2 protein-coding genes and 1 pseudogene are annotated in these 2372 nt (G+C 61.8%); all 3 read left to right on the top strand.

Annotated features, from left to right (window positions below):
- Nucleotides 1-231, top strand: a pseudogene (locus tag VMR39_RS07410) (sulfotransferase); the annotation flags it as partial.
- On the top strand, nt 231-1523 hold the full coding sequence (locus tag VMR39_RS07405; protein WP_325415334.1) for an O-antigen ligase family protein: 1293 nt from the start codon (nt 231-233) through the stop codon (nt 1521-1523). The pseudogene VMR39_RS07410 and the gene VMR39_RS07405, both read left to right, overlap by 1 nt.
- 229 nt (nt 1524-1752) lie before the next feature.
- Nucleotides 1753-2301, top strand: coding sequence for a polysaccharide biosynthesis/export family protein (locus VMR39_RS07400; RefSeq protein ID WP_325415333.1), 549 nt, complete (start codon nt 1753-1755; stop codon nt 2299-2301).
- Nucleotides 2302-2372 lie beyond the last annotated feature (71 nt).

The following is a 2372-nucleotide window of genomic DNA, read 5'->3' as shown; positions in this document are numbered from 1 at the left end:
CTGGCCCTGCGCCGCTTGCCTGCGCCGATCAAGCGGCTGGTCGCGCCCCTACGGGGCAACGCGATGTTCGAAGGCGCCCGAAACCTGATCGCGCGCCCGGTCCGCTATCCTCCCCTTCCCGACGATGTGCGGCGCTATCTGGTCGACTATTATCAGGATGATGTCGAGGATCTGGCCCGGATATTGGGCCGCGAGCTGCCCGGCTGGACCATGCCGGCAATGGCAGCCTGATGGCTTTCGGGACCACCATCTACGAACCGGCATGGGCGACGGAGGATCAGGACCGGACGCCCTATCACTACGCCATGCTTCGGCTGGCGGAACCGATGCTGATCCTGGCAGTGTTCCTGGTCCCCTATATCACCTGGCGGATCGTCCCGTCCTATCTGTTCACGGTCAGCGACGCGCTCTTTTGCATCGCCGCCGTCCTGCTGCTGGCCGGGCGCGGCGTCGCCATCTGCCCGCTGGGCGAATGGTGGATCGTGTGGTTGTCGGGCATCGCGCTGATGCTGCTCGGCTTTTTCGTTGGGAGCATCGTCAATGGCGACCCGCTGCGCTGGATTATCGTGGCAGGCCAATATGGCTTCGCCTTCGCAGTACTGCCGTCGCTGCTCCTGCGCGAACGCCGCGAGTCGCTGATTGGATTCGCGACCGCGCTAGTGATGGGCGTCACCGTGATGGAGCTGTTCGGGACGATCGTCTATTATGGGACGAACGCTTCCTATGCACAGGCGCAGCGGATCAGCTTCGAGTTCATTACGGGCACGCACAGACTGGGCGCCTTCATGGCCGACGCGAACTGGAACGCGGCGATGATTGCCATGACTTTGCCGTTCGTTCTCTATCTGGCACGAATTGGTCGGCTAAACTGGGTCTTCACCTTCGCTGCACTGGGTGCGCTCTGTTCGGGTCTGCTGCTGTCTGGATCCTTCTCAGGCTTTACCAGTACTGCGCTCGGAGCGCTCATCTTCCTGTTGCTCGACTGGGGCAAGCGGTCGGCGGGCACTCTCGTCATCATCCTTTCATTGGCGAGCGCGGCGATTTCCACCGGCGTGGCCTTGCCAACGGCCTTCCAGAACCGCGTCGCCAATGCGCTGGAACAAGGCGACATCAATCAGGCGGGCACCTTTACGGGCCGGATGGAACTAATTCACGAAGCCTGGAACATGGTGGGGGATACGTCTCTGATCGGACTGGGCGTAGACCAGTTCCGGGTGGTGAGCGTATCGAAGGCACCTGTCCACAACATGTATCTGCTGGTCTGGGCTGAAGGTGGCCTCGCCTCGCTCGTCGGCTGGCTGCTCATCCTGTTCGTGCCGCTCGGTGTTGCCATGCGCCGCTTCGCCTTCGACCGATCGGCGGCGGCCCTCGTCGTCGCGGTGCTGGTGCCGTTCATCGTATTTTCCAATGCGTCGCCGCATATGTATTCGCGAAGCTGGGTCGTGCCATTGATCCTGGCGATCGGCATCGCGATTACCCGGCCGGGACCGACCAAGCCCGTCGCCGCGGCATCGATGGAATGATGATGAATGGTGTGGCTTACGCGCAGACCATGGCCTGCATTTTTTGCATCGCATCTTGCACCGCTCCGGTTTCCACCTTTGCGCGAGCGCATAATCCTTCGGGATAGTGTCCGCTCTCGGAAGGGTCAGTCCTTTTGAGGATCAACCTGCCTCAGATGCGTACACCAACGGACAGGACAGACCGGTTAGCATCCTATCCATGGAATCGACCAAAGTTGGGGGAATTGCCGTGAATCGCCGCACTATGCTGATCGGCCTGATCGCGCTGCCCGTTGCGGGTTGCACGAATGCCTATTCCAACCTTCCCGTCGGCAATGCAGCCGCGACGGACCATTACACGCTCGGGCCAGGCGATTCCGTCAAGATCGCCGTCTATGGCTTTGACATGATGGCAGGCAGCTACGTCGTCAGCGACGCCGGTACCATATCGCTGCCAATGCTGAGCACCGTCGAAGTGGCGGGCAAGTCGGCCCCCGAACTGGAGGCATCGCTCGCCGCCATGCTGCGCGCCAAGGATCTCGCCCCCGACGCCAATGTCAGCGTACAGGTCGACAAATATCGGCCCTTCTACATTTTGGGCGAAGTGCAGAAGCCGGGCCAATATGATTATGTTCCTGGCATGACGCTGCTCACCGCCGTTTCCATCGCGGGCGGCTACACGTTCCGCGCCAACAAGCAGGTGGCAGCCGTCAACCGGAAGCAGGGCAAGGCTAAGCTCGATCCGGATTCGGCGATCCTGCCCGGCGACACCATCACTATCCCCGAAGCCTGGTTCTGAGCGCGCGCCGTGAGCAGCAATCGATCCGCCCTGGCGGATGGCGCCCGACTGGCGGCGCTCTGGGCGTCGTC

Origin of the sequence: Sphingobium sp. (assembly GCF_035511395.1) — a bacterium.
In the GTDB taxonomy this organism is placed as follows: domain Bacteria; phylum Pseudomonadota; class Alphaproteobacteria; order Sphingomonadales; family Sphingomonadaceae; genus Sphingobium.
This window is presented reverse-complemented; position numbering and strand designations above follow the sequence as displayed.